This is a genomic window from Marinobacter sp., from assembly GCF_044799475.1.
In the GTDB taxonomy this organism is placed as follows: domain Bacteria; phylum Pseudomonadota; class Gammaproteobacteria; order Pseudomonadales; family Oleiphilaceae; genus Marinobacter.
Map to the genome: position 1 here is coordinate 3801820 of NZ_CP085217.1, position 26345 is coordinate 3828164.

Sequence of the window (26345 nt, forward strand, 5' to 3'; positions counted from 1 at the left end):
CTACAGGGACGTATTTACGGGCGTTTTTTGGAAAGCTTCCCAGCCCTCCGCCATGGCACCAAATCCAAACTGCATACTCCCTGAAAAAGATACCAGAGGAGTAAACCTGACGGAGAAAGATTGAAAACCAACGATTCAAGACAATTCGACCTGCACCCCGTTGATCAGCGCCGCCTGGCAACCCTGTGCGGGCAGTTCGACGAGCACCTCAAACACATCGAACGTCGCATGGACGTTCGCATCGGCCGCCGGGGACATCACTTCAGAGTGGAGGGTGAAACCGAACACGTTGCAGCAGCGGTGGAAGTCATTCGGCACCTGTACCGGGAAACCGAAGCCGAAGAGGATATCAGTCCTGACACAGTACACCTGTTCATCCGGGAATCCGGCTTTGAGCGCCTGCCGGAAGAAGTGGCCTTTGATGGCAGCCTGAGCGTCATCAAAACACCGAAGCTGCAGGCCAAGCCCCGCGGTCCCAACCAGCAGCGCTATGTCCACAACATCCGCACCCATGACCTCAATTTTGGAATAGGGCCGGCCGGTACCGGCAAGACCTGGCTCGCCGTGGCCTGTGCCGTTGAGGCCCTGCAGGACGAGCAGGTCAAACGGATTCTGCTGGTACGTCCCGCAGTGGAAGCCGGCGAGAAGCTCGGTTTCCTGCCCGGCGACCTGGCCCAGAAAGTGGACCCCTATCTCCGGCCGCTTTACGACGCGCTTTATGAAATGCTTGGGTTTGAGAATGTAACCCGGCTGATCGAAAAAAGCGTGATCGAGATTGCCCCCCTTGCCTTCATGCGGGGCCGGACGCTGAACAATTCGTTCATTATTCTGGATGAGAGCCAGAACACCACCCGGGAACAGATGAAAATGTTTCTTACCCGGATCGGCTTTGGCTCAACCGCTGTCATTACCGGCGACACCACCCAGATCGACCTGCCAAGGGGCCAGAATTCGGGGCTTGCCCATGCAGCCGGCATTCTGAAAGATGTCCCCGGCATCGGCTTTACCCGGTTTGAAGCGAAGGACGTTGTCCGGCACCCTCTGGTCCAGCGCATCGTGGAAGCCTACGATTCCTTCGATGAAGGTAGCGGGAAAACGCAATGAGCGATCTGGCAGTCGATATCCAGCGGGCGACCGATGTCTCTGACCTGCCCGCGGACAGTGAACTCGAACACTGGGCAGCCCATGCCTGGCAGTCGGATGAATCCTCGGAAGTGACACTCCGCATTGTTGACAGGGAAGAGAGCGCACAGCTCAACAGCCTGTACCGTCACAAGACAGGACCGACAAACGTTCTCTCCTTCCCCTTCGAGGCGCCAGCAGGTATAACAGTGCCCCTCGCCGGGGATCTGGTTGTCTGCGCGCCGGTGGTTGAGGATGAAGCCCGGGAGCAGGGAAAAACGCTGCGCGCTCACTGGGCTCATATGGTGATTCATGGCATGCTGCATCTTCAGGGCTATGATCATCTGGCCGATGATGAGGCTGAGCTAATGGAAGCCCTTGAAATCGGACTCCTGAAGGACCTGGGGTTTGGGAATCCATACGAATCAGAGGAAACGGAAAAGGACTCATGAACGACGATCAGTCGAGTCGCAGTCAGGGCAACAAATCCTGGCTGGAACGTATATCACAGGCCTTCTCCAGCGAGCCTGAATCCATCGAAGAGGTGCTGGAAATACTCCGCGATGCCGAGGAGCACGACATCATCGATGTCGACTCCATGAGCATCATTGAAGGCGCGATGCAGATGATCGACATGCGGGTCGATGAAATCATGATCCCCCGCTCCCAGATGATCACGGTAAAGGCTGCCCAGGAGCCCAAAGCCTTTCTGAAAGATGTCATTGACTACGCCCACAGCCGCTTTCCGGTGGTGGGTGACAGCCAGGATGATGTGATCGGCATACTGCTGGCCAAGGACCTGCTTCCCCTTGCCCTGAACGATGAACTTGACTGGTCCCATGTCCGTGAGATTCTGCGGCCACCCACGTTCGTCCCGGAAAGCAAGCGCCTTAACCAGCTGCTGAAAGAGTTCAAGGAAACCCGCAACCACATGGCCATCGTGGTGGACGAGTACGGCGGCACAGCCGGACTGATCACCATCGAGGATGTCCTGGAGCAGATCGTTGGAGAAATCGAGGACGAGCACGACTTCGATGAGGAAACCAACATCAAGGCCAGGGGGGATGGCAGCTTCGCAGTCAAGGCGGTAACGCCGGTCGAAGACTTTAACGAATGCTTCAAAACCGAGCTCGACGAAGAGGAGTTTGACACCATCGGCGGCGTTGTCCTGAAGGAGTTCGGGCACCTGCCCCGCCGGGGTGAGTCCATCGATATCGGCGGGCTCAACTTTACCATTGCCAATGCTGACAACCGCGTTATCCGCCTGCTCCAGGTTACGCGTAGTGAGAGCTAGCAATCCCGGCCGCCGCTGGCTGGATGTTTTTGTACTTCTGATTGCCGGCGGCCTCCAGACTCTTACCTTCTCGCCTTTCAACTGGTGGTGGCTGGCGCCGGTTTCCATCGTATTGGTGCTGCTCGTCTGCCTTGAGCTGTCTCCTCGAGACCTTTTCCGCGCCGGATGGATTTTTGGCCTTGGCCTGTTTGGCAGCGGCGTTTCCTGGGTTTATATCAGCATCAGTGAGCACGGCAACACCTCGGCGCTCATAGCCATCATCCTCACTGCGGTTTTCGTGGCCGGGCTCGCGCTCTTCCACGCTCTCGCCTTCTGGGCCTGGGGACACCTGGCCCGGGGAAATCCTGTCCGGCGGCTGATTCTTTTCCCCGCTATCTGGATCCTGGGCGACTGGCTCAGGAGCTGGCTGCTCACCGGGTTTCCCTGGCTGTTTCTCGGTACCGGCCAGGTTGATGGTCCTCTGGCCGGTTTCGCGCCTGTGGTGGGGGTCTATGGCATTACGTTCTGGATTGTCACTACAGGGGCAGCTGCCTATGCTGCCTGGCTGCTCGTCCGCTCCGCCCGGCCGGCTCTCGCAACAGCCGTGGTGGTGGCGGGTCTTGTGCCATGGCTGGCGGGGCCCTTCGCGGCAAAATTCAACTGGACCCTGCTGGCAGACAAACCCCTTTCCATAGCCGCAATGCAGGGTGACATCCCCCAGCAGATCAAGTGGGACCCGGAATTCCTGAAAGAGCAGATAAGGGTTTATCTGGATCTGACAGACGACGACTGGCATCGGGACCTGATTCTGTGGCCCGAAACCGCCATTCCCCTGACCCAGGATCAGGCCGGGCCGATCATCGAATTAATCCGGGAAGAACTTGGGCCAGACAGCACCCTGATCACCGGAATTCCCTGGTTTGGCTTTAGCGAGCAGCTAAACGATTCCACCTTTCACAACAGCATCATGGCCATTGGCAACGGCGAGGGTATCTATCACAAACAGAAGCTGGTGCCTTTCGGGGAATATGTTCCCCTACAGCAATGGCTCCGGGGTCTGATCGGCTTTTTTGATCTGCCCATGTCAGACTTCTCCCCTGGGCCGACCAATCAGTCGCCACTGCGGGCGGGAATACATCGGATCATGCCGTTTATCTGCTATGAGGTGGCCTACCCGGATTTTGTTGCCAGTTACGCCATGGGCACGGACCTGCTGGTAACCATCAGCAACGACGGCTGGTTCGGTGATTCCCTGGGACCTGTCCAGCACCTCCAGATCGCGCGCATGAGGGCACTGGAGACCGGGCGATACATGCTGCGGGGGACCAACAATGGCATCACGGCAGTGATTGACCAGCGGGGACAGGTGACAGGCACCATTCCCCGGTTTTCCCGGGACACCCTCCGTGGCGAGGTCTATACCGCTTCTGGCGCAACGCCCTTCATGCTCTCAGGGTCATGGCCGACCCTGACTCTGGCGGCAATCCTGATTGTGTTCACAAGGCAACGGAAGATACCCCCGCTCCGTTGACGCGGGCCCTCCGGGATGGGCCTGCGCGCTCCGGCGCTACCTTTCAGAGGGCGCCGAGGGTATGGGTGCTTCCTCATGGGGCCAGTGTGCGGTAACCCGTTCGAAATAATGGGAGTTGCAGGCTTCGCAGGGCTCTATGTGGTCAGTTCTGGTCAGACACCGCATATGACCGCATTCCACGCACCTCAGAACCCCGGCCGTTGCCACCTCCCCGCTGATGTACTGGCCAGCTTCCCGGTTATGGAGCTTCTGGTCGAGCTCCACGTAGTCCACCCGGGTCTTGTCGGCCACGGAAAAAAGCAGTTCTTTCAGGCGGTGCTCAATCAGCGAAAGATCCAGCCGGAGCCATTCCCCGACGCTGCCGCCTGGGTCCTTGTCCACAAAGTGGGCCAGGTGCTCCAGATCACGCTGCAGGTAGGCTGACAGAAGACTGATCTCGTCGCGGGTCATTTCCTCCAGTTCGACCTCCTGCCTCGCCGCATTTTCGATCTCCTGCCGCAGTTCATCGAGGCTGGAACGCTCCAGATCCCTGAGCCGCAATTCCACCCGCTCAAGCATCCGGTTATAGGCGTCCAGCGCCTTCCCTGTAAATGAACTTCGGGGCTCTGTCATGGCATCCACTCCTGAATTGAAAACATGTGTCTCTTCTATCTCCAGCCTGGCACAAGACACCGCGCGCTGCAGGCTACCTGTAAGGGATCTGGTGCGTTAGAATGTCCGGCCCCTCCGTGACTCTTATTTTACAGCAGTTTTTTCGACAACAGATTTTTTCGACAACAGGTAATACAGGCAATGGCAGGAATGGACGAGCAATACAGCCCGCGAGAGGTTGAGCACAATGCCCGGCAGTTCTGGGAAGACAACCAGACTTTTCGCGTCCAGGAAGAACCGGGCAAGCCCAAGTACTACTGCCTCTCCATGTTCCCCTACCCCAGCGGCAAACTGCACATGGGCCACGTCCGCAACTACACCATAGGCGACGTGGTTTCCCGGTACCAGCGCATGCAGGGCAAAAATGTCATGCAGCCCATGGGGTGGGACGCTTTCGGTCTTCCTGCCGAGAATGCGGCTATCGCCAACAGGTCGGCGCCTGCGAAATGGACCTATGCCAATATCGAGTATATGAAAAACCAGCTCAAGCAGCTGGGGTTCGGCTATGACTGGAGCCGTGAACTGGCTACCTGCAAGCCCGACTACTATCGCTGGGAACAGTGGTTCTTCACCCGCCTGTTCGAGAAAGGCCTGGTCTACAAGAAAATGTCCACGGTCAACTGGGATCCTGTTGATCAGACCGTACTTGCCAACGAACAGGTGGTGGATGGCCGGGGCTGGCGTTCCGGGGCGGTTGTGGAACAGAAGAAGATTCCCCAGTGGTTTATCCGCATCACCGACTACGCCGAGGAGCTTCTGGCCGATCTGGACCAGCTCGATGAGTGGCCGGAGCAGGTCAAGACCATGCAGCGGAACTGGATCGGCAAGTCCGTGGGCACTGAACTGACCTTTGACCTGAAGGACCACGAGGGCGGACTCACGGTATATACCACCCGTCCAGACACCCTCATGGGCGCCACCTACATGGCGGTTGCGGCGGAGCACCCGCTGACCCGGGAGGCGGCGGCCAATAGCCGCGAGGTTTCGGAGTTCATCGAACAGTGCCGCAACAGCAAAGTGGCGGAAGCGGACATGGCCACCATGGAAAAGCTGGGCGTGGACACAGGCTACCGTGCCATACACCCCCTGACTCAGGAGTTGGTCCCGGTCTGGGCTGCGAACTTTGTCCTCATGGAATACGGCACGGGCGCCCTGATGGCAGTACCGGCCCATGATGAGCGCGACCATGAGTTCGCACTCAGGTACCGACTGCCCATCAAACAGGTCATTGCGCCACTGGACAACCGTGAAATCGATATTCACGAACAGGCCTTCACGGAAAAAGGCGTGCTCGTCGACTCCGGAAGATACACAGGGCTGACCAGTGAAGAGGGCTTCAATGCCATTGCGGACTTCCTCGAGCAGGAAGGCATTGGCCGGCGCACGGTCAACTACCGACTGCGGGACTGGGGCGTCTCCCGCCAGAGATACTGGGGCGCTCCAATTCCCATGATGACCCTGGCTGACGGCACGGAGCGCCCGGTACCGGACGACCAGTTGCCGGTGGTGCTACCGGAAGACGTCGAGATGGATGGCGTCAAATCCCCCATCAAGGCAGACCCGGAATGGGCCCAGACCACCTGGCAGGGCCAGCCTGCCACCCTGGAAACCGACACTTTTGACACCTTCATGGAGTCATCCTGGTATTACGCCAGATTCTGCAGCCCCAATTACGACAAGGGGATGCTGGATCCTGAGGCCGCCAACTACTGGCTGCCGGTAGACCAGTACATCGGCGGGATTGAACATGCCATCCTGCACCTGCTCTATGCCCGCTTCTTCCACAAGCTGCTCCGGGATGTCGGCCTGGTCACCAGCTCTGAGCCCTTCAAGCGGCTGCTTTGCCAGGGCATGGTGCTGGCCGATACCTATTACCGGGAAGACGAGCGGGGCGGCAAGGAGTGGATACCACCAGCAGACGTTGTGATCGAGCGCAATGAGAAGGGCCAGATCGTCAGCGCCCGGCACAGGGATGATGGACTGCCGGTGATCCCGGCTGGTACCACCAAGATGTCAAAATCCAAGAACAACGGGATCGACCCCCAGGCCATTATTGACCAGTACGGAGCGGATACCGTGCGGCTGTTCATGATGTTCGCGGCACCGCCGGAACAGTCCCTGGAGTGGTCTGACAGCGGCGTGGAAGGTGCTCACCGATTCCTCAGGCGTCTGTGGCGCATGGTCAGTGAACACACGGCCGCCGGCCCAGTGCCGGGGCTTGAGGCCGACAGCCTGAACGATGCCCAGAAAGACGTTCATCGCAAGACCCATGAGACCATCGCCAAGGTCAGTGACGACATCAGCCGCCGGCTGACATTCAATACCGCCATTGCCGCGGTGATGGAACTGCTGAATGAAGCCGGCCGCCTTGAAAACGACAGCCCCCAGAGCCGCGCTGTACTCCAGGAAGCTCTCGAAACGGCGGTATTGATGCTTTCACCCATTGCCCCCCATGTCTGTCACAGTCTCTGGCAGAGCCTCGGCCATGATGAGCCGGTGGTTGATGTGCGCTGGCCCGAGGCGGATGAACGCGCGATGGTCAGAAGCCGGATACAGGTGGTCCTGCAGGTCAATGGCAAGGTCCGGTCCCGAGTCGAAGTGCCGGCAGGCATGGACAACGCGGGCCTGGAGACCCTGGCACTGAAAGATGAAAACGTGGCCCGTTTCACTGAGGGCAAGACAGTTCGCAAAGTGATCGTGGTGCCGGGCAAACTGGTCAATGTGGTGGCCAGCTGATATGGCATTTTCCCGGCTGCTTCTGGTCCCCTGCCTGCTTGCGCTTAGTCTGACCGGCTGCGGTTTTCAGCTGCGGGGCCAGGCCCAGATATCCGATGCGCTGGAGCCGATTGCTCTGCAATGCAATGAAAGAATGCCGCAGGAGCTGTGTCGCACGGTGAAAAATCAGCTCGAACTCAGAGATATCCAGCTGGCCGAGCCTGAAGATGCCGCCCATGTGCTGAGGCTGGAAAATTTCAGGGAGGAGCGCCGGGCCAGCGCCATCACACAGCAGGCGTCCGCTGCGGAATTCGATCTGCGGCAGTCCCTTTCGATGTCCGTTATCACCAGTGACAGCCTTCCGCTGATCGCCGATACCCAGCTCTCCACCCGGGACACCTACCGCTATGACGAGACCAACGTCCTTGCCAAACGCCGGGAAGAGCAGGAAATCCGTAGCGGACTCTATCAGCGGCTGGCGGAACAGATCATCTTCCGGCTGGCGCCTCTGACCGGCGAGCGGATCGAGTCCCTCCGTTCCGCGGCGGCAGCGGCAGCCGAAACCGAAGCTGATCGGGACGAGACTCCGTGAAGACCCAGCCTGCACAGCTTCCGCAACTGCTGAAGAAAAGTCTTGGGCCAGTCTATCTGGTGTCCGGGGATGAGCCTTTGCTGGTCCAGGAATCCTGTGACCTGATACGCCAGACGGCCAGGGAGGCCGGCTTTCATGACCGGGTGACGTTTCACGCTGACCGCCAGCTGGACTGGAATCTGGTGGCCGAGGAATTCAGTGCCCTGTCACTTTTCGCCGAAAAGCGTCGCATCGAGATACACCTGCCCACCGGCAAGTTGGGGGATGGACGCAGTGTCATGGAGCAGGTGCTTGCTTCTCCCTCCGAGGATATCGTGCTGCTTCTGATCAGCGCCCGGCTCGACCCGGCGGAACTGAAGCGCAAATGGTACAAGGCGCTTCAGGCTTCAGGCGTCCACGTGGTCGTCTGGCCTGTGGACTCAGACAGGTTCCCCGGCTGGCTTCAGCAGCGCGCACAGGCAAAGGGTCTCACCCTGACCCGCGGAGCCCTGGAAATCCTGACTGACAGACTTGAAGGCAATCTGCTGGCCGCCAGCCAGGAAATGGATCGCCTGGTCCTGTTCAGCAAGACCGGCACCATCGACGAGGAAACTGTCGAGCAGGCAGTGCAGAACAGTGCTCGTTTTAACCCGTTTGACCTGGTAACCGACATTCTTACCGGCAAGGCCCCGAGTGCCCACAGGATTCTTGGAGCGCTGCAGCAGGAAGGGGAAAACCCCCTGGGCCTGCTGACAGTGCTGAGCCGGGATCTGAATCTCACCCTCGAGTTGCAGCGGGCCCTGGGCCGGAGAGAAGCCGCCGCCAGCTTTCTCAAATCCCATGGGGTCTTTCAGCCGCAGCGCATGAAGGCACTGGAGCAGGCAGCCCGCAGGCTGTCAGCAGGCCAGCTTAACCAGGCCATCATTCGTTGCAGCGATACGGACCGTGCCGCCAAAGGCTTTGGCGAGCATACCCCATGGTTTCACCTTCGCACTCTCAGTACCGAGCTCAGCCAGAGCTAAGCCAGAGCTAAGCCCCTTGACAGCTTTTGACCATCCCCTGCATTGTTGCTTGTGTAAGGCCGGCCTTGTGGCCCGTGCCATTTCGTTCAGCGGAGGTGCGAATCATGACTCTGAAGGATGATATGAAGGAACTGTCCGAGACCCTGCAAAGATACAGGGACGAAGCTCGCGTCCATCTCCACCTTGCCCGTCAGGACGTGAAAGACGAATGGGATGATCTGGAAGTATACTGGCAGCGTTTTCGCAGCAAGGTCGACGACATCGTTCACGATGCGGAAGACACGAGCCAGGAAACACGGCAATCGGCCAGGGAACTCGGCAACGAGCTGAAACAGGGATACGAGCGTCTCAGAAAACGTTTGAAATAGCCTGTTGCATAAATGCACAAATCCTGGCGACTGCGGCCGTGACAGGACATGGCTCTGTGCCATAATTGAGATGTAAATCACACATTGGTTTCGGGATAGCGCGGATACAGTGCACCGGGGGGTCTACATCGTCATGAAAGGACTTTTCGGCTTTCCCGTTGTACTCCTGCTGGCTTTCCTTGGACCTCTGACCGTCGTGGCCCAGGACTTACCCACTGATCCGGACATCGTAGTCAAGGAAGTGTTCTGGGGCGAATTGAAGAAAGATGGTGGACGCACCTTTTTCTGTGATACCCCCTTTGCCAGCAAGGGCTTCATGGTAACCCAGGGCTACATTTACCCTCTCAGCCATGCACAGACGGTGCTCAAGTGCGGCACCGCCAGTCAGTGCGAACAGAATGCCGCCTACCGCAGGATCGCATCCGATCTGTTCAACATAATCCCTGTTCAGAGCCGGATCGAAATCTGGCGCCGAAACGCCAAATATCAGGAGCTGGGCTCGACGGGATCAGTAAAGGACTGCGGGATACGGGCAAGCACGCAATTCATAGAGCCTCCTGATCACGTCAAAGGTGATGTGGCCCGCACCATTGCCTATATGGCAAGAACCCATGACCTGCCTCTGGTGGCACCCGAACTTACGCTGCAGGAATGGAATCGTCAGGATCCCCCGGACGAGAGGGAGATAAGCCGTCACCAGCAGATCGCCGAACTGCAGGGAAATGAGAATCCCTTTGTGACACAGCCGGGACTGATGGAAGAGCCGTAGAAGATCTCTGGTAGCGGGGCTGTCCTGCCAGGGCTGACCCATGGTCAAACCCTGACAGGCAACCATATGCTCAGAATTCCTGAGCGTGCAGAGCCATCATGGAGTCGCTTCCGCTGCGGATGCTTTCCGCGAGGGACACGGTTTTCGGCAACATGCGGTCAAAGTAGAACCGTGCAGTCTTCAGCTTGCCTGTGTAGAAGCCGGACGTGTCGGCTTCCGCCTTCACTGCTGCCGCCTTGACGATCTTCACCCACATGTAGCCAAGTGCCGTGAGGCCGAAGAGGTCCAGGTATTCCACGGAGGCTGCGCCTATGGAATCGGGATTCTGCGCGGCCTGACCAATTACATGTTCGGTGACATCCGACAGGCGCTCAAGGGCTGCGGCCAGAGGCTCAAGGTAGGGCCGGAGGGCCGGATCGGAAGCATTCTGTTCAATGAAGTCGGCCATATCCTCAGCAAACAGCTCGTAAAGCTTACCCTGGCTGCCCACTACCTTGCGTCCCATGAGATCCAGCGCCTGGATGCCATTGGTGCCTTCGTAGATCTGGGTGATGCGGACATCCCGGACCAACTGCTCCTGGCCCCACTCCCGTACATAACCATGGCCGCCGAATACCTGCTGCCCCAGAACACAGGCATCAAGGCCGCGGTCGGTCAGAAAGGCCTTGGCAACCGGTGTCAGCAGGGCCACCATGCCTTCGGCGAGGACCCTGCGATCTCCGTCCTCGGCGTATTTGGATATGTCGAGCCACTGGGCGACGTAAGTGGAGAACGCGCGGCCGCCTTCGACGTAGCCCTTCATGGTGAGCAGCATGCGACGCACGTCAGGATGCACGATGATCGGGTCGGCAACCTTGTCCTTGTGCTGCGCTCCGGTGGGGGCACGACTCTGGATACGCTCCAGCGCGTATTCCCGGGCGCTCTGCAGGGAAGCTTCGGCAGCCCCCATGCCCTGGATCCCGACACCAAGCCGTTCGTAGTTCATCATGGTAAACATGGCTGCAAGGCCCTTGTTGGGCTCACCCACCAGCCATCCTCTGGCACCGTCAAAATTCATCACGCAGGTGGCGGAACCCTTGATCCCCATTTTCTTTTCAATGGAGCCACAACTCAGGCTGTTGCGCTCACCCAGGGTACCATCTTCGTTGACCAGGAATTTTGGCACGAGGAACAGCGAAATCCCTTTTGGTCCTTTTGGTGCGTCAGGCAGCTTGGCCAGCACGAGATGGATGATGTTCTCAGCCATGTCATGCTCGCCCCAGGTAATGAAGATCTTGGTGCCAGTGACCTTGTAGGAGTCATCATCCTGAGGCTCCGCTTTCGTGCGGATGATTCCCAGATCGGTTCCTGCGTGGGGTTCTGTCAGGCCCATGGCACCTGACCATACTCCGGAGTACATGCTGGGCAGGTATTTTCCCTTGAGCTCCTCACTTCCGTGAGCGTCCAGCGCCAGACAGGCGCCGGCGGTCAGCATCGGCGCCAGGCCAAAGGCCATGTTGGCGCCCTGCAGCATTTCCTCGAACTGTGCCACCAGGGTCTTGGGCATGCCCATGCCACCAAAATCCGGGTTGCCCCCAAGGCCATTCCAGCCACCTTCCACAATGGTCTGGTAGGCTTCGCGGTAGCCGTCCGGAGTGGTCACTTCACCGTCATTCCACTTGCAGCCCTGTTCATCGCCCTCCCTATTCAGAGGCGCCAGCACGCCGGATGTGATCTTGGCGGCCTCTTCGAGGATGGCGTCAGCGGTTTCGGGATCCACCTGTTCCGCCAGTTTGGGCAAAGAGGCCCACAGGGAGGGAACATCGAATACCTCATTCATAACAAAACGAATGTCACGCAAAGGCGCCTGATAGTCTGCCATTGAATAGTCTCCAATATGCGGGGCGGCAACAGGGACGCTGCCCATCCGACGATTCTGAAAAAGTGGCCCAGTTTAACCAAAACTGGGCGTGAACTCATGGTATTTGACCGGGACTTAAATGGAAAAACCCGCCTCCTGGGAGCGCGGGCTTTATCATGTTCCGGAATCGGCTCGTCTTAAAAGGCGAAGGCTTCTTCCGGCATGTCCATCAGGGTATCAGCGCCGGCCAGCATGCTTTCGGCGTGGCCACGTGCCCGCGGGAGTATCCGGGTGAAGTAGAACCGTGCGGTCTGGACCTTGGCATTATAGAAGGTTTCTTCTGTGGTGCCCTCGGCCATGGTGTTCAGAGCCACCTGTGCCATCTTCGCCCAGAGATAGGCAAATACGGCATAGCCGGAATACATCAGGTAGTCCACGGATGCAGAACCCACTTCTTCGCGGTTCTGCATGGCGCTCATGCCAAGCTTCACGGTGAGCTCTCCCCACTCCCTGTTGATAGCCTGAAGTGGCTCAATGAACTGCTTCATCTGCTCGTTTTCGGCGTTTTCCTTGCAGAAAACGTGAACCTGCCTGGTGAAACGCTTCAGAGACTCACCCTGGGTCATCAGCACCTTGCGGCCCAGAAGATCCAGCGCCTGAATACCGGTAGTGCCTTCATAGATCATGCCAATGCGGGCGTCGCGGACCACCTGCTCCATTCCCCACTCGGAGATGAAGCCGTGGCCACCGAATACCTGCATGCCGAGGTTTGACGCCTCGTGGCCAATCTCGGTGAGGAAGGCCTTGGCAATGGGAGTCAGGAAGCCCATCAGCTCGTCGGCTTCCCTGCGCTCTTCCTCGGTTTTACCACGCTGAACTATGTCACCCTGCTGGGCCGTGTAATAGATCAGTGCCCGCGCGCCTTCGGCGACCGCTTTCTGGGTCAGCAGCATGCGGCGCACGTCCGGGTGAACGATAATCGGATCGGCAGGCGCTTCCGGCTTCTTGGCGCCAGACAGCGAGCGCATGGCGAGACGGTCTTTGGCATAGGCCAGAGAACCCTGGAAGGACAGCTCGGCTGAACCCAGGCCCTGAATCGCCGTGCCCAGACGGGCAACGTTCATGAAGGTGAACATGCAGTTCAGGCCCTTGTTCTCCGGCCCAATCAGCCAGCCCTTGGCGCCATCGAAATTCATCACGCAGGTGGCGTTACCATGGATACCCATCTTGTGCTCGATGGAGCCACAGGAGACCGCATTCTGCTCAGCTGCATTGCCTTCGGCATCAGGAAGGAACTTGGGCACGATGAACAGGGAAATACCCTTGGTGCCTTCCGGAGCCCCGGGCAGACGTGCCAGAACCACGTGAATAATGTTGTCGGCCATGTCGTGTTCGCCGGCGGAGATGAAGATCTTGGTGCCGGTAATGCTGTAGGAACCATCAGCATTGGGCTCTGCCCTGCTGCGAAGGATGCCCAGATCCGAGCCACAATGGGCTTCGGTCAGACACATGGTGCCGGTCCACTCACCGCTGATCATTTTGGTGAGGTAGGTTTCCTTCTGTTCGTCCGTGCCGTGCAGCTCGACCGTGTTCATTGCGCCGTGGCTCAGCCCCGGGTACATACCCCAGGACCAGTTTGCAGTGCCGACCATTTCGCTCATCACGATGCCAACTGACTCAGGCAGACCCTGACCACCATGCTCGGGAGCGGCAGTCATGGAGGGCCAGCCACCCTCAACATACTGCTTGTAGGCTTCGCGGAAGCCAGTAGGTGTCTTCACACCTTCTTCACTCCAGGTACAGCCTTCCCGGTCACCGACCTGGTTCAGGGGGGACAGCACCTGTTCACAGAATTTGGCGCCTTCCTGGATAATCGCGTCGATCATATCGGGCGTTGCGTCTTCGGCACCCAGACTGGCGTAGTGTTGCTCACTATTCAGCAGCTCACTCATTACAAATTTGATGTCACGCAGGGGCGCTTTATATTCAGGCATGGAATCCACCTCAGTTATACGGTCATGACTGCAGCCAATGCGGCAGCACTAAGCCTTGATTTGTGCTTGTGGGCACCAGCCTGACGCCGCGAACGGCCCTCACTCTGGTGCTGCGAACGCCCCGCCGACGGTATTCAATCTGGCCAAGGCAACGCTCAAACAACTGTTTGAAACATACGTTTGTTACAGCAGAATTGTCAAGCGCCGCGCACGGAATTTGTGTTGCATTATGCAACCGATTGCCACAGCGTGGCCGTTTCACTGGAGGAAATAAAAATGGGAGATTCAGGCTACGGCCTGAAAACCTGACTCACTGCCCGAGGGAGAACTGTCTTCGCTTTCATTTGTGAGACCGGAAACCGAACCATAGACCGCAGAGGCGCGTTCGCCCCGTGCTTCACGGTCGCCAGCATCCTGCTGGTTTTCCCGCCGTTCAAGGGCCAGGTCGACCTGAGCCCGAAGCATCATCTGCATGGCTTCTGCTGCAACTGCGCGATCCTGGCCTGAGGGCTCTGCGGGCGCCATTGCGGCGGCACGCACGATCCGCATCTTCTCAACGGTTGCCTGGGGGTCCCCCTGAATCGGGGAAAGGCTGATGGATACTTCACCGCCAACGGCGTACTGGGCACCGTCCGGCCCTCGCTGAAACACATAGGAGATGGCACCGGCATACTGCCCTCCCACAGCCTTGTGAGCCATTTCATGGGCACGGACTTCCCGGTCCCGGGCCTTGAGCGTCTCAAGCTCTTTGAGCGCCGCTTCATCAAGGTTCACAGGCGAGACTGTGCTGTCTGAAGACGGCTTTCCGGGGACGGAACGGCCATCCGGGACAGAGCGCCGCTCGGACCCTGGCTTGGGTGTATCCGGAGCGGCTTCAACTTCCGGTAACACGGTTTTTCCCACGCCGCCACGAACGCCACCGACGATTGTCGGAGCCGGCCCAAAACCAGCGGGAGGAAGTGAAGTCGGAATCATTTCAGTGGCCGGGGATCAGGCCATGATGTCAAGAAGAGTGCCCACAGTTTCGTCAGCGGTCTTGACAACCTGGGCCGATGCCTCCACAGAGCGGGCATAGAGCTTCAGATCGACAATGGGCTCAAGCAGATCACCGGATCCGGACGCACTGCCCTGGGGGCCATCCTGGCCACCACGCGCAATGCGTCGCGCGGCGTTATCCATGCCCTGGATCCCTTCCTGAATGCCCTGAATACCAATTCCAAGCGTGTTGCTAATCATGGCAGCGACTACCTGACAGCCTTAGATGTGTACAATTAAGCCACACTTGTGTTCAGTTTTCAATCAATGGTGAAACATCGATCAGCGCGGCGAGTCGTTCCGGATCCTCCTGCCAGGGCAGGATCCCAAGGCAGGGCGCAGCTATGTGTTCCAGAAGGTAGCTCAGGGTGTCCTGTTCTGACGCCATCGCCTCAGCCTCGGGGCGGTTGGCCACCCAGCCTGCGAGGGCCAGCCCATCAGCGTTAATAGCCTCAACCGTCAGCAAAGCGTGGTTGATGCAGCCCAGCCTGAGGGGAACCACCAGAATGACATCCATACCAAGCTCCCGCGGCACCTGGGCGTATGTCTCGCTGTCATTCAGAGGAACCCGCCAGCCTCCGGCGCCCTCCACCAGTAAAAGGTCGGCCGGGCGAAGCTGGAGGCCGCGGCAGAATCCGGCCAGGCGCTGGGCAGATAGCTGCCTTCCCGCCTGCCTGGCAGCTACATGGGGCGCAATGGCAGGCTCCAGCGCCACGGGATTGACCTGCTCGTAGGACAGTGCTTCGGACATCGCCGCCTGTAACATCAGGGCATCGGAATTTCTCAGTCCATCAGGAGTCTGATCGCAGCCGGAGGCCACCGGTTTCATCCCGAGGGTGCGCAGCCCCCGCTGATTCGCCGCATGAAGGATCGCTGCGGAAACCAGCGTCTTGCCAACGCCTGTGTCAGTACCGGTAACGAAATAACTTTTTCTGGCCATGGCCCGGAGAACTCCGATAGTCAATCAGGCAGATGGCAGGTGAGCCATGCCGCCCTGTAAGTAGCATGGATCCGGCCATCACTGCCTTTCGGGTAATGGTGGCACATGGTCCGCAAACGGCCCGGCGCTGTCGCACTCCGGCGACGGGACGAGCCCTTGAAACCGGCCCCGATCGCTTTCAGCTCTGCCAGCAGGGCAAGTGGTGAAGGATAATCCAGTGCGATGGATTCGGTGGTAATCCGGTGCTCTGGTAGCACTTCAAGAGTCTGGCTGCGAAAACCAGCCTCGCTCTCGAACTGGTTAACGTGTTCCTGCCCGGGATCAGCCCGATGCCAGGCCTGCCTTAGCTCATCCAGCGTGCCGTCCAGCAGGGTTGAGACAAATAACTGCCCTCCCGGCCTGAGAACCCTGCGACACTCGGCCAGGACCGCCGAGGAATGGCGGCACCACTGGATCATCAGATTGCTGAACACCACATCCAGGCTGTTGTCCTTCAGCGGCAGGGACTCAGCATCCGCTGCCAGCCAGCGAATTCCGGGAGCGCCGGCAGCCCGCGCATAGTCCAGCATGCCCGGCGAAAGATCGGCTCCGGTTACGACATCTCGCGATCCGTTGAACATGTCCGCCAACTGGTCGGTGAACCAGCCGGTGCCACACCCCAGGTCAAGCACCCGACAGCCGGCGTTGGTACCTTGCAGGCACTGCCCTTCCTGGAGCTGATCCAGCATGACCTGGCCCATGTAGCGCTGTAGTCGGGCTGCGGGATTGTAGGTCTTCGAAGCAGCCCCGAAATCCTTCGCAATAGCTGATTTCGCGGGAGGAGCCAGGGTCGTCATGATTCCTCCTTTCCGAATATAAAATAATGAATCTCATCCCGGCACGATTTGATTGCCCGGCCCCGTGGCCAATGACTCATCCCTGGTATGGTAATCACCTCGGAAGTGTCAGCGGTCGCGAAAGTTTCTGCCCATGGGCCCACCACTGCATCTTTCCCAGCCTGGACATGGAGCGCTGGCACTCCCGCGCTCTGCCACAAGGATTGCTGGTTTTCCGATTCCAGCCAGTCCAGGCCACGGATCAGGTTGTCCGGGCTTACCGAAGCGCCCTGTTTGAGCCATGGCAGAAGATCCTGGCGGGCCTGCAGAGGATCGTCGCTGCCGTGGATCAACAGATGCTGGAAACGCCGCCAGGCCAGAGGGGGGGCGCTGACAACACCGGCCCTGAAGGCGGCAAACGCCTCAGCTGCCATGCCAGCCGACCAGTCAGGGCCAGCGACAAAGCGGGGGAACCCGGCGAGGGTAATCACCCTGTCAACCTGAGGGCCACCTGACGAGGCCGCTGCCATGACGATCTGGGAACCCTGGGACCAGCCTGCCCAGATCGAGGGGCCAGGATAGCGCTCAAGAAGACAGGCGGCAGCATCCGCCACCGATTCACACCGGCTCATCACCTCATCAGTCAACGATATCAGGTGCATTTTGCCGGGCCAGCGCTGGAACAGGGGAAGCAGCATGGCGGCATCGACGCCCCAGCCTCCGATAAGGACCAGTGAGGGTTGTGGGGCGGTCTGATTCATACCGCCTCTTCAGAAGCCCACTTCAGCAGTGGGCGACAGTCCGCGAGCGCCGCCACCAGTCGTTCCACATCCGCCATGGAGTGGGCTGCGCTGAGCGTCACCCGCAAACGGGCTTCGCCTTCCGGCACCGACGGCGGCCTGATAGCCGTGACCATAAGGCCTTTCTCCTCCAGCGCCTTACTCAGTGCCAGGGCAGACCAGTTGTCACCGACCATGATCGGTTGTATCGGAGTGCGGGATGGCATCAGCTCGTAACCAAGGGCCGATGCTCCGCGGCGGAATTCTGTAATCAGCGCCTGGAGGTGGCTGCGACGGTTTTCTTCCCGCTCAATCAGGTCGAGGCTGGCACAGGTAGCCATGGCAATAGCCGGAGGCATCGCTGTGGTGTAGATATAGGTCCGGGCCTTTTGTACCAGGTAATCCATCAGCAGTTGCGGGCCGGCGATAAACGCACCACCGGTGCCAACAGCCTTGCCCAATGTGCCTATCAGCACCGGCACATCCTCCTCGGAAAGCCCCTGCTCAATCAGACTGCCGCGCCCCTGGGGCCCAAGCACACCCACGCCATGGGCGTCATCTACCACCAGCAGTGCATCGTGCCTGCGGCAGAGAGCCGCGAGCTCCTTCAGGGGTGCAATGTCCCCGTCCATACTGAACACGCCATCGGTCACCACAAGTTTGTGACCATCGGTGCTGGCCAGCATAGCCGCCAGGGCCTCCGTGTCCCCGTGGGGATAGCGGCGAACCCTCGCGCGGCTGAGGATACAGCCATCGATAATCGAGGCATGATTCAGGCGATCTGAAAAAATGGTGTCGCCGCGGCCAGCCAGCGCCGATATTGCGCCCATATTGGCCATATAGCCGGTGGAGAAAAACAGGGCCGCGCTGCGGCGGGTAAACGCCGCCAACCGGAGTTCCAGCCGGTGATGGGCATCGTGATGGCCGCAGATCAGGTGTGACGACCCGCCACCCAGGCCAATATGCCGCATCGCATCCATGGCGGCACGGCTGATGCCGGGATGGCTGGCCAGACCCAGATAGTCATTACTGCAGAACGACAGCAGGGGAACACCGTCAGAGACCAGCTCTGGCTGCTGGGGCCCAGTGATCAACCGGCGCGTGCGGTAAAGCCCCGCCTGCTTTCGCTTTTCCAGTTCGGCTGCAAAGTCACGCATGGTCGGCCCTTGCCGGGGTCGCCTGCTTATGCAGACTCGCGGGTGGCATCGTAGAACATATGACGGGTCTGTTCGTATTCCACCGCCTCGACAATGGCTTCTTCCGCATCCTGCTCCGAGCAGGCCTGCTCGCGCATTTCCGGACGAATCCCCAGGCGCCTGAACAGCTCACGGTCCGCATCCGCTTCGGGATTGGCGGTGGTCAGCAGTTTCTCCCCATAGAAAATCGAATTGGCACCAGCCAGAAAGCACAGGGCCTGCATCTGATCGTTCATGTCTTCACGACCGGCAGACAGGCGCACATGGGAAGCGGGCATCATGATCCGGGCCACGGCCAGAGTCCGGATGAAGTCGAACGGATCCAGATCCTCGACGTTTTCCATCGGGGTGCCAGGCACTTTCACCAGCATGTTCACCGGAACACTTTCCGGGTGATGGGGAAGGTTGGCCAGTTGCACCAGCAGTCCCGCCCGATCATCCAGATCCTCCCCCATGCCCATGATCCCGCCGCAGCAGACCTTCATGCCGGCATTACGGACATTTTCAAGGGTATCCAGGCGATCCTGATAGCTACGGGTGGTGATGATATGGCTGTAGTATTTTTCGGAGGTATCAAGATTATGGTTGTAATAGTCGAGGCCTGCATCCGCCAGCTCTCTGGCCTGGTTTTCCTCAAGCATGCCCAGCGTCATACAGGTTTCAAGGCCCAGGGACTTCACCTGGCGAACCATATCCACCACATAAGGCATGTCTTTTTTTGAGGGGCTGCGCCAGGCAGCGCCCATGCAGAAACGTGAAGCCCCCTTGTCTCTTGCCGCTTTGGCCTCCTCCAGAACCTTTTCAATCTCGAGAAGTTTTTCCTTTTCAAGGCCCGTATTGTAATGACCGCTCTGGGGGCAGTATTTGCAGTCCTCGGGACAGGCGCCCGTCTTGATGGAAAGCAGAGTGCTCACCTGAACTTCGTTGGGGTCGAAATGCTCCCGATGCACTGCCTGGGCACGGAAAACCAGATCATTGAATGGCAGACCGAAAAGAGCGCGGGCTTCTTCCATGGTCCAGTCGTGACGAAGGGCGGTGGCAGTCATGAGCGTGTCCTGTTAAAAAGATGTCCTGTAAAATGTCCAAGGCCCGATCATGGCCAGGTTCAGGGAATGAACTGATGATAAAGCGCCTGAGTTCGCTGTCAACCCAAATCAAACTAAAGGTTAACGACTCATTCCGGCCCCGGGGCCAGTGTGTCGCCTGCCTTGCCAGCATCGCCGGTCATGGCCTTTGCATTGGCTGCTTTGATGATCTTCCGGTCAACCTCAGCCAGTGCCGCCAGTGCGCCCTGCCCCTGGCCATTGAGATCCGGCATCCTGTTTTCTGCGGCGAATGCCTCAGCCAGCCGCCGCCGTTTGAACGGGTAATCGCCCCCTGGCGCTACCAGTTTCCCGTCAACCAGCTTGTTTCCCGCTACAAATACAGTGGACAGCGGGCGCTGGGGCAGCCTCTCATCACAAGCCTGGTAACCCATGTAAGGGAGCAACTGGCCCAGGAACCGGACAGGCGACCCGATGTCCTGATTCCCAGCCCCATGCATTCGTCCCGCCAGCGCAAACGCGGGTTCAACCAGGCCGAGGATATCGCGGAGCAGTTGAGCCGGGCGATCGACGTGCCCTGGTCGGTCAGCCTCGCTCGACGGCTGCGGAAGGCCCCCGCTCAATCCGGACTTAAACGGGAGCAGCGCCTGGCCAACCTGCGAAACAGTTTTGCCATTTACGGCCCGGCTCCGGGGCGGATAGCCATTGTCGATGATGTGATGACCACAGGTGCCACGGCCAGGGCGCTTTCCCTGGCTCTGCAGGGAGCAGGAGCAAAACACATCGAGGTATGGGCACTGGCCCGGACGCCCGGCTGACTCGCAACTGCCCTCAGGAAGCCAGCCGGGCTGCCACCTGGTCAGCAATGGCAAGGCTCGCCGTGAGACCGGGGGATTCAATACCAAACAGCTGCACCAGGCCGGGCACCCCATGACAGGTTTCGTCCTGGATCTCGAAATCACTGAAAGCAACATCGGGACCTTTCAGCTTGGGGCGAACACCCGCATAGGCGGGTTGCAGACGATCGGGATCCACGTCCGGCCACCACTGCCGGATGGCCATGGCGAAAGCTTCCCTGCGCTGGGGGTCGACGGAAAATTCCGGCTCAGGTATCCACTCCACATCCGGCCCGAAGCGCGCACCGCCGGCAAGATCCAGCGTCAGGTGTACCCCGAGGCCGCCAGGCTCGGGCACGGGATAGATAAGGCTCTGGAAGGGATGACTGCCGGAATAGCTGAAATAACAGCCCCGGGCATAATACAGCTCCGGACAGCAGGACCGGGGGTAGCCATGCCAGCGCCGGGCCAGGGGCACGGACTCCAGACCCGCGGAATTCACCACACGCCTGGTAACCAGCTCACAGGGAGAGTCGCCCCCCACCTGCAGCCGGTGGCCCTGGTCGCCACTCTCTACCGCCAGTACTGGCGCCCGGCAGACAAGCTGGCCTCCATGTGCCTCAAGCTCTGCCATCAATGCAAGCATCAGGCCGTGGCTGTCAACGATGCCAGTCTCGGGGGAGTAGAGCCCGGCTGTGGCGGTGACATCCGGCAGAGCCTGTTTCAGCCTGCGGTTATCAGCCCACTCCAGGGTCACCCCATTCTGCCTTGCGAGCTTTTCAACCGATTCGAGCTTTGCCTCCTGGGCCCCCTGGCTGGCAATGATCCATTTGCCGGTTTTCCTGTGGGCGACCCTGTGCCGCGCACAGTAATCATAGAGCGTGCGCCTGCCTTCGGTGCAAAGGGTGGCCTTGAGTGAACCAGTCGGATAATAGATCCCGGCATGAATCACCTCGCTATTCCGGGATGAGAGCCCTTCACCAAAACGGTCTCCCGCCTCGAGAACAACAACCTCCTGACCGGCCAGAGCAAGCTTTCTTGCGACCGCCAGACCAACCACGCCGGCACCTATCACAACAGCGTCGACAGTAAACTGTTCCCCCAGTGTCATTGCAATCTCTCCCTGTGCGGAATCCCGGACTCCGAAAGTACCTTAAAAACCGTTATACTGCGCGCCAGCGACCACTCATTCAGCAAGCCCGGACATTCCTGATGAGTGACCAGGTAAGCGGACAGGACTTTATGACCACCAACCCGCATCCTTACGAAAGCCTCACGCCGGACAAACTGCTCGACGCAGTTGAGGCCGCCGGCTTTGAAATCAATGGCCGCCTGTTTGCTCTCAACAGCTACGAGAACCGGGTCTATCAGGTAGGCATTGAAGGCAGGCCGCCGGTGATCGTCAAGTTTTATCGCCCGGGACGCTGGACAGAGGCCCAGATCCGCGAAGAGCACAGTTTCTCCAGCGAATTGCTGGACGCTGATGTTCCCGTTGTAGCGCCCCTGGCCATGCCCTCAGGGGACACCCTTGGAGAACATGACGGGTTCCTGTTTGCCGTGTTCAATCAGCGCGGAGGCCATGCCCCGGATACCAGCGTCGAGGATACTCTCTACCGGCTCGGGCAATGGCTGGGGCAGCTTCACAACGTCGGAGCACTGTCAGACTTTGAAAGCCGCCCAACGCTGGACATTCTGTCCGGGATCATTAAAAACACCCGCTACCTGACGGAAAACGACTGGATCCCCCAGGACCTCAGGCCAGCCTGGGACAGCCTGATTCCGGATCTGACCGTTCACTGTGAGCACAGAATCAGGGATGCTGGAGAGGAAATCGCCAAAATCCGGCTTCATGGCGACTGTCACGCTGGAAACATTCTGGTCCGTGATCAACAGATGCTCTTTGTCGATCTGGATGACTGCCGCATGGGTCCTGCCATTCAGGATCTGTGGCTGCTTCTGAACGGCGATGACCACGAAAAAGGCATCCAGTTCGCGGAACTCCTTGAGGGCTATGAAATGTTCCGGGATTTCGACCGCCGCGAGCGCCATCTGATAGAGCCGTTACGATGCTATCGCCAGCTAGCCCACTGCGCCTGGCTTGCCCGGCGCTGGGATGACCCCGCGTTCCCGCGTTTCTTTCCCTGGTTTACCCAACCCAGGTTCTGGTCAGACCAGATACTGGCTCTGAGAGAGCAGCTCGGCGCCCTGCAGTCACCTTCGCTGTCCATTCCCGGTCAGCACTGAACCTGGCCGCGACCCCAGAATGAACTCCAACCACTCGGGAGACAACACACCAATGGATGAGCAGTCAGATGCCAGATTCACCATCCGGACCCTCCTTCTTGCCGTGCTTGCCACCATCATCCTGACGGTGCTCGCACTGGAGATGAGCGGCCGCATCGACCATGGCGCAGGCCAGGGGAACGCTCCAATTGGTGAGTTCAAAGCCATTCACATCAAGCCCGGCGAAGACTACCGCATGTCCCCGAAATCTTCCGAGCTGCACGCCGCCTGCCAGAATGGCTTCCTGGCCATTGCCTCCGATTCGGACCCCTCCTTTTTTGGCATTCTGGTGGACTACAAAAACCGCGGCGTCCGCTGTCGGCCCATGGTTCGGCCCCAGGGTGACCAGCCGTCCGCTGCGCCGAAGCTGGACCAGGCGGCACCGGCGGACCCTGATTAACCAACCCGGACGGAATCGAACCGATGATATCTGGAAAACCCCCAGCACCAACCGAAGCCGACCGTCTTTTCGCCACGGCCCGCGCGCCGGATGACTTCCGCTTTGACGCTGCGGTGGCCCGGGTTTTCCCCGACATGATCCGGCGCTCGGTGCCTGGTTACACCACCATCATTCCGATGATTGAAGTGATCACCGAACGCTTTGCCCAGCCGGCCAGTCACTGCTACGACCTCGGCTGTTCCCTGGGTGCTGCAACCCTCGCCATGCGCCATGGCATTCCCCATGGGGACTGCGTGCTGGTGGGGGTCGACAACTCGGCCGCAATGATCGAACGCTGCGAGCACTATATCGCGCTGGATGATCATCCGTTACCGGTCACCCTCAGGTGCGAGGACATTCTGCAGACGGAACTGAAAGATGCGTCTGTCACCACTCTCAACTTCACCCTGCAGTTTGTACCGCCTGCCGAGCGCACTGGCCTGCTCCAGCGCATTGCGGCAGCCACCAGACCCGGCGGCGCCCTGATTCTGTCGGAAAAGATATGCTTTGAGTCTGAGGAAGAACAGGCCACCCAGACGCTGCTGCACCATGAGTTCAAGCGCGCAAACGGCTACTCGGACCTGGAAATCAGCCAGAAACGATCAGCCCTTGAACAGGTACTGATCCCGGAAACTCTGGGCGCCCACCGCCAGCGCCTGCAGGCCGCAGGCTTTGATCAGGTCATGGTCTGGTACCAGTGTTTCAACTTTGTCTCCATCCTTGCAATCAAGTCCTCCTGAGGCCCCATGGGTACCATGAACCATTTTGACTGGCAGACCCATTACCAGCCGCTCTTCACCTTCCTCAATGAGGAGGAGATGGGCGAGTGGACACTTCTGCTCCATGAGCAGCTGGCCCGTCGGTTTGACCATCAGCCCCATGGCGACATGGCCAGATGGCTTGGCGCCCTGGAGCAACTGCCGGACATTTCACCGGTACAGGCAGACCTGAACGCCGCAGCCATAACCCTGAAAGCTGACACAAGTCCGGACAGCGAGACTCTCGTGCAGCTTGAGTCAGCGCTCCGGGCCCTTATGCCCTGGCGCAAGGGTCCTTTCGATTTCTTTGGCACGGGCATAGACACCGAGTGGCGCTCCGACTGGAAGTGGGACAGGGTGTCACCCTGGCTGTCGGACCTGAAGGGCCGGCGGGTTCTGGACGTGGGCTGTGGCTCCGGCTATCACTGCTGGCGCATGCTGGGGGCTGGCGCTGGCCGGGTGATAGGCATAGATCCGGGCCTGCTGTTCCTGTTCCAGTTCCTCAGCGTCAAACGCTACCTGGGAGAGGTGCCCGTAGACCTGTTACCAGTCAGAATGGAAGACCTGCCCCGGAGCCTGGAGGCCTTTGACACCACCTTTTCAATGGGGGTGCTCTATCATCGCCGCTCGCCGCTGGACCACCTGCTGGAGCTGAAGGACACCCTGCGCCCCGGGGGCGAACTGGTACTGGAGACGCTGGTGGTGGAAGGACCCGAAGGCTACAGCCTGATGCCGGAGGACAGGTACGGCATGATGCGCAATGTCTGGTTCCTGCCCAGCTGTGGGACACTGCTGCGCTGGCTTGACCGGACCGGCTTCCGCGATGCGCGGGTTGTGGATGTGACCGACACCGGAACCGACGAGCAGCGCTCCACGGACTGGATGCGGTTTCAGTCGCTGGCGGATTTCCTCGATCCGGATGATCCTTCAAAGACCCGGGAAGGTTATCCCGGGCCCCGACGCGCAACCATCATTGCCCGGAAACCCCGAGCATGACCGAAGCGGAATATCTGATCCGCCCCTTGCACTGATCTCTGCGCTCAACCGCCGAAAGGATGACGCATCACAATGGTTTCCACCCGGTCGGGGCCGGTGGAAATGATGTCGATGGGTGCCTCGATCTGCTCTTCCAGAAAGGCAATGTAGGCACGGGCGTTGGCGGGAAGCTGGTCCAGCGCAGTCAGGCCAACCGTGCTTTCCTGCCAGCCGGGCAGTTCGTGGTACACCGGCTCAATTCTTTCGTAATCATCACAGCCGATGGGCGGGCGCTGAAGCTCGCCATCCACCGTTTTATACCCGACACAGACCTTTACGGTTTCGAGGCCATCCAGCACATCCAGCTTGGTCAGACAGATCCCGGAAACGCTGTTAATCTGAATCGCATGGCGCAGGGCAACCGCGTCGAACCAGCCACAGCGGCGGGCACGGCCAGTGGTAGTGCCCACTTCATTGCCCTTGACCGCCAGGTGCTGGCCAAACTCGTCAAACAGCTCTGTGGGAAAGGGGCCGGACCCGACACGGGTTGTATAGGCCTTGGTGATGCCAAGCACGTAATCGAGGAACAGTGGACCAAAACCGGTACCCGTAGCCGTGCCCCCTGCCGTGGTGTTGGATGACGTAACATAGGGGTAGGTACCCAGATCAATATCCAGCAGCGAACCCTGGGCGCCCTCGAACAGGATGTGTTCTCCCCGCTTGCGATAATCGTGGAGTATGTCCGTGACATCGGCGGCCATGGGGAGAATTTCTTCGCCCATCGCTGTCAGGTCTGCCAGCGCCTGATCAATATCCACCGCCTGCTCGCGGAAGAATTCCGTGAGGATGAAGTTGTGGTAGCTCATGATCTCCCGCAGCTTCAGCTCAAAGCTGTCCGCCCTCAACAGGTCGCCAAGACGCAGGCCGCGCCGGGAAACCTTGTCTTCGTAGGCCGGTCCTATGCCGCGGCCAGTGGTGCCGATTTTTTCATTGCCCCGGGCCCGTTCCCGAGCCTGGTCGATCCGTATGTGGGTGGGCAGGATCAGGGGACAGGCCAGACTGATGCGCAGACGGTCCCGCACAGCCACGCCCCGGGCTTCCAGTTCCCGGACTTCCTTTAGCAGGGCCTCCGGCGACAGCACGACGCCATTGCCTATGAGGCAGGTAACATTCTTTCTCAGAATTCCCGACGGAATAAGGTGCAGAGCTGTTTTCTTTCCCTCGATAACCAGGGTGTGACCGGCATTGTGGCCGCCCTGAAACCGGACAACGGCTGCAACCTGCTCAGTCAGAAGATCAACAATCTTGCCTTTCCCTTCGTCACCCCATTGGGTGCCCAGCACTACAACATTTTTACCCATGACTCTCTCTCGATGCGTCCGCGCCGGTT

26 protein-coding genes are annotated in these 26345 nt (G+C 59.3%); 14 read left to right on the forward strand and 12 right to left on the reverse strand.

Annotation, left to right across the window (positions count from 1 at the left end; all coding sequences use genetic code 11):
- The first annotated feature begins 120 nt into the window (after window positions 1–120).
- The 4 genes from LG327_RS17435 to lnt are packed head-to-tail and all read left to right on the forward strand — an operon-like array spanning window position 121 to window position 3926.
- Complete coding sequence (locus LG327_RS17435) at window positions 121–1104, forward strand: PhoH family protein (protein ID WP_404363872.1); 984 nt, start codon at window positions 121–123, stop codon at window positions 1102–1104.
- Window positions 1101–1574, forward strand: coding sequence for an rRNA maturation RNase YbeY (ybeY, locus tag LG327_RS17440; protein WP_404363874.1), 474 nt, complete (start codon window positions 1101–1103; stop codon window positions 1572–1574). Before LG327_RS17435 ends, ybeY begins: the two co-directional genes overlap by 4 nt.
- Entirely contained in the window at window positions 1571–2416 is an 846-nt protein-coding gene (locus LG327_RS17445) for an HlyC/CorC family transporter (protein ID WP_404363876.1), read from the forward strand. The genes ybeY and LG327_RS17445 overlap by 4 nt, the downstream gene beginning before the upstream one ends.
- Window positions 2364–3926: an apolipoprotein N-acyltransferase gene (lnt, locus tag LG327_RS17450; protein ID WP_404363878.1), complete on the forward strand. Its 1563-nt coding sequence runs from the start codon at window positions 2364–2366 to the stop codon at window positions 3924–3926. Before LG327_RS17445 ends, lnt begins: the two co-directional genes overlap by 53 nt.
- Window positions 3927–3962: 36 nt before the next feature.
- On the opposite strand, the gene LG327_RS17455 is transcribed toward lnt, so the two are convergent.
- Complete coding sequence (locus LG327_RS17455; RefSeq protein WP_404363880.1) at window positions 3963–4538, reverse strand: zinc ribbon-containing protein; 576 nt, start codon at window positions 4536–4538, stop codon at window positions 3963–3965.
- Window positions 4539–4727: 189 nt separating this feature from the next.
- Between LG327_RS17455 and leuS the strand changes: the two genes are divergently transcribed.
- The 5 genes from leuS to LG327_RS17480 all read left to right on the forward strand — a co-directional run bounded on the left by leuS (window position 4728) and on the right by LG327_RS17480 (window position 10022).
- Entirely contained in the window at window positions 4728–7313 is a 2586-nt protein-coding gene (gene leuS, locus LG327_RS17460) for a leucine--tRNA ligase (RefSeq protein ID WP_404369532.1), read from the forward strand.
- Between the two features lies 1 nt (window position 7314).
- Window positions 7315–7884 (forward strand): LPS assembly lipoprotein LptE, encoded by a 570-nt coding sequence (gene lptE, locus LG327_RS17465; protein WP_404363882.1) that lies wholly within the window; start codon window positions 7315–7317, stop codon window positions 7882–7884.
- A complete protein-coding gene (gene holA, locus LG327_RS17470; RefSeq protein WP_404363884.1) occupies window positions 7881–8885 on the forward strand; it encodes a DNA polymerase III subunit delta in 1005 nt (334 codons plus the stop codon). Before lptE ends, holA begins: the two co-directional genes overlap by 4 nt.
- 104 nt (window positions 8886–8989) lie before the next feature.
- Window positions 8990–9253, forward strand: coding sequence for a hypothetical protein (locus tag LG327_RS17475; protein ID WP_404363886.1), 264 nt, complete (start codon window positions 8990–8992; stop codon window positions 9251–9253).
- Between the two features lie 133 nt (window positions 9254–9386).
- On the forward strand, window positions 9387–10022 hold the full coding sequence (locus tag LG327_RS17480) for an endonuclease (protein WP_404363888.1): 636 nt from the start codon (window positions 9387–9389) through the stop codon (window positions 10020–10022).
- A 70-nt stretch (window positions 10023–10092) separates the two neighbouring features.
- Here the strand turns inward: LG327_RS17480 and LG327_RS17485 are convergent, their stop codons facing one another.
- The 9 genes from LG327_RS17485 to bioB form a co-directional block, all read right to left on the reverse strand.
- On the reverse strand, window positions 10093–11883 hold the full coding sequence (locus LG327_RS17485) for an acyl-CoA dehydrogenase C-terminal domain-containing protein (protein ID WP_404363890.1): 1791 nt from the start codon (window positions 11881–11883) through the stop codon (window positions 10093–10095).
- A gap of 176 nt (window positions 11884–12059) precedes the next feature.
- Window positions 12060–13856 (reverse strand): acyl-CoA dehydrogenase C-terminal domain-containing protein, encoded by a 1797-nt coding sequence (locus LG327_RS17490; RefSeq protein ID WP_404363892.1) that lies wholly within the window; start codon window positions 13854–13856, stop codon window positions 12060–12062.
- Window positions 13857–14141: 285 nt separating this feature from the next.
- Window positions 14142–14831: a putative metalloprotease CJM1_0395 family protein gene (locus tag LG327_RS17495; protein ID WP_404363893.1), complete on the reverse strand. Its 690-nt coding sequence runs from the start codon at window positions 14829–14831 to the stop codon at window positions 14142–14144.
- Between the two features lie 15 nt (window positions 14832–14846).
- Entirely contained in the window at window positions 14847–15092 is a 246-nt protein-coding gene (locus LG327_RS17500) for a flagellar biosynthesis protein FlgE (protein ID WP_404363895.1), read from the reverse strand.
- A 52-nt stretch (window positions 15093–15144) separates the two neighbouring features.
- Entirely contained in the window at window positions 15145–15831 is a 687-nt protein-coding gene (gene bioD, locus LG327_RS17505; protein WP_404363896.1) for a dethiobiotin synthase, read from the reverse strand.
- 20 nt (window positions 15832–15851) lie between these two features.
- Window positions 15852–16667, reverse strand: coding sequence for a malonyl-ACP O-methyltransferase BioC (gene bioC, locus LG327_RS17510; RefSeq protein WP_404363898.1), 816 nt, complete (start codon window positions 16665–16667; stop codon window positions 15852–15854).
- Entirely contained in the window at window positions 16664–17407 is a 744-nt protein-coding gene (locus LG327_RS17515) for an alpha/beta hydrolase (protein ID WP_404363899.1), read from the reverse strand. Before LG327_RS17515 ends, bioC begins: the two co-directional genes overlap by 4 nt.
- Complete coding sequence (gene bioF, locus LG327_RS17520; protein WP_404363901.1) at window positions 17404–18582, reverse strand: 8-amino-7-oxononanoate synthase; 1179 nt, start codon at window positions 18580–18582, stop codon at window positions 17404–17406. The genes LG327_RS17515 and bioF overlap by 4 nt, the downstream gene beginning before the upstream one ends.
- 26 nt (window positions 18583–18608) lie before the next feature.
- On the reverse strand, window positions 18609–19667 hold the full coding sequence (gene bioB, locus LG327_RS17525) for a biotin synthase BioB (RefSeq protein WP_404363902.1): 1059 nt from the start codon (window positions 19665–19667) through the stop codon (window positions 18609–18611).
- Window positions 19668–19741: 74 nt separating this feature from the next.
- Between bioB and LG327_RS17530 the strand changes: the two genes are divergently transcribed.
- Window positions 19742–20482, forward strand: coding sequence for a ComF family protein (locus tag LG327_RS17530; protein ID WP_404363903.1), 741 nt, complete (start codon window positions 19742–19744; stop codon window positions 20480–20482).
- 13 nt (window positions 20483–20495) lie between these two features.
- On the opposite strand, the gene LG327_RS17535 is transcribed toward LG327_RS17530, so the two are convergent.
- Window positions 20496–21611, reverse strand: a complete 1116-nt coding sequence (locus LG327_RS17535; RefSeq protein WP_404363905.1) for an NAD(P)/FAD-dependent oxidoreductase — start codon at window positions 21609–21611, stop codon at window positions 20496–20498.
- Window positions 21612–21712: 101 nt separating this feature from the next.
- Between LG327_RS17535 and LG327_RS17540 the strand changes: the two genes are divergently transcribed.
- From LG327_RS17540 to cmoB, 4 genes are read left to right on the forward strand one after another with little or no spacing between them, the layout of a single operon-like run.
- A complete protein-coding gene (locus LG327_RS17540; RefSeq protein WP_404363907.1) occupies window positions 21713–22744 on the forward strand; it encodes a serine/threonine protein kinase in 1032 nt (343 codons plus the stop codon).
- A gap of 52 nt (window positions 22745–22796) precedes the next feature.
- Complete coding sequence (locus tag LG327_RS17545) at window positions 22797–23183, forward strand: kinase (protein WP_404363909.1); 387 nt, start codon at window positions 22797–22799, stop codon at window positions 23181–23183.
- A 23-nt stretch (window positions 23184–23206) separates the two neighbouring features.
- Window positions 23207–23962 carry a carboxy-S-adenosyl-L-methionine synthase CmoA gene (cmoA, locus tag LG327_RS17550; RefSeq protein ID WP_404363911.1) on the forward strand — a complete coding sequence of 252 codons (756 nt, stop codon included), beginning with the start codon at window positions 23207–23209 and terminating at the stop codon, window positions 23960–23962.
- A gap of 15 nt (window positions 23963–23977) precedes the next feature.
- Entirely contained in the window at window positions 23978–24976 is a 999-nt protein-coding gene (cmoB, locus tag LG327_RS17555; RefSeq protein WP_404369535.1) for a tRNA 5-methoxyuridine(34)/uridine 5-oxyacetic acid(34) synthase CmoB, read from the forward strand.
- A 44-nt stretch (window positions 24977–25020) separates the two neighbouring features.
- On the opposite strand, the gene LG327_RS17560 is transcribed toward cmoB, so the two are convergent.
- A complete protein-coding gene (locus LG327_RS17560; protein ID WP_404363913.1) occupies window positions 25021–26316 on the reverse strand; it encodes an adenylosuccinate synthase in 1296 nt (431 codons plus the stop codon).
- Window positions 26317–26345: the final 29 nt, after the last annotated feature.